This window comes from Pseudomonadota bacterium (assembly GCA_010028905.1).
GTDB lineage: Bacteria > Vulcanimicrobiota > Xenobia > RGZZ01 > RGZZ01 > RGZZ01.
Genome location: RGZZ01000881.1, coordinates 1 through 1,173 on the forward strand (window position 1 = coordinate 1; position 1,173 = coordinate 1,173).

Annotated in this window: 2 protein-coding genes; one reads left to right on the forward strand and one right to left on the reverse strand. The window is 65.3% G+C overall.

What is annotated here, in order from left to right; all coding sequences use genetic code 11:
• The coding region (locus EB084_26085; protein NDD31735.1) for a hypothetical protein at positions 1-848 on the forward strand (848 nt) is incomplete at its 5' end.
• Between the two features lie 52 nt (positions 849-900).
• On the opposite strand, the gene EB084_26090 is transcribed toward EB084_26085, so the two are convergent.
• A complete protein-coding gene (locus tag EB084_26090; protein NDD31736.1) occupies positions 901-1,143 on the reverse strand; it encodes a M28 family peptidase in 243 nt (80 codons plus the stop codon).
• Positions 1,144-1,173 lie beyond the last annotated feature (30 nt).

The following is a 1,173-nucleotide window of genomic DNA, read 5'->3' on the forward strand; positions in this document are numbered from 1 at the left end:
CCCATGCCGCCGACCTGACGTGGAGCCCGCGCGAACCTCAGCCGACGACCTTGCTCAATCTCTTGATGAAGCTGGCCGCCATCATGTTGCGCCCATTCGACGGCAACCCGATCTACTGGGCCTACCGCGCCGGTTTCACGCGCCTTCACAGCACCCGCGACGCCCTGCTCGGAAACATCGGTGGCACGGTCCTGCCCATCAGCGCCCTCTTGCTCGCGACCGTAGTGGATATCGTAAGTGGCTTTCCCCCGCCCCCTGAAACCGGGGGCATCCTTGCGCTCATTCTGTTTCTCCTCTTACCGGCCGCGGGCATCAGCATGCTCGAAGGGATCGCCTACGGCCGGGCTGTCATCGCCTGCGAGCGCAACCGCTCCACCTGGACGCTGCTGGTGGTAAGCGGCATCCGTCCGCGCACCCTGCTGACCGGCAAGTTCGTATCCGCCTTCTACGCCTCGTCCATCAAGTGGACCATCATGCTGCCCTTGTGGCTCTTGCTGGCCCTGTACCATCCGCTCGTCCTGTCGCTGGCGCTGCTGCAGCCCCTCGCCCTCGGCGTGGGCATCATGACCGGCCTGTACGAGGTCTGCTCGCGAACAGAGAAATTCGTGTTTACGGCGTCGGTGCTCACCATCATCACGGTCTGCGCCCAGAGTGGGATTCTGTCGGGGGTAGACACGCTCGACCCCTTCCACTTGATCGAGAACCTTCTGGGCCGTGACCCCGCCAAGGGAATCGCCGGCATGGGCGTCGTCTCAGCCACAGCCGTGCTCGTCATCTCGGTGATGTGGGCGCAGACCGAGCGTGCCTTCCAGCGCATGCTCACCGAAGTCGACAAGACCCTCGCCTGACCGACAGACAGCCCTGCCATTGTCGGCCCGAAAGACTACGGCCGCTCTGCGCTCAGCGATTGGCGAGAATCCACAAGGTGGCGCAGGCCAGGCGGGCCATGCGCTCGATCTGGCGGGCGTCGAGACGCTCCGAACGATCGCCCGGCTTGTGATAGTCCGGGAAGTAGCTGCCGAAGAAGCGCACGAAGGGCACGCCCTGCAGGGCGAACGAGCGATAGTCGCTGCCCCCGTGGCGCCCCGATGTGCGGTCGACATGCAGGTTCAGCCCCGTGGCGGATGATGCACTGGCGAGCACGGGGACGAGTGTGCCCGCGGCCCAGTCGGC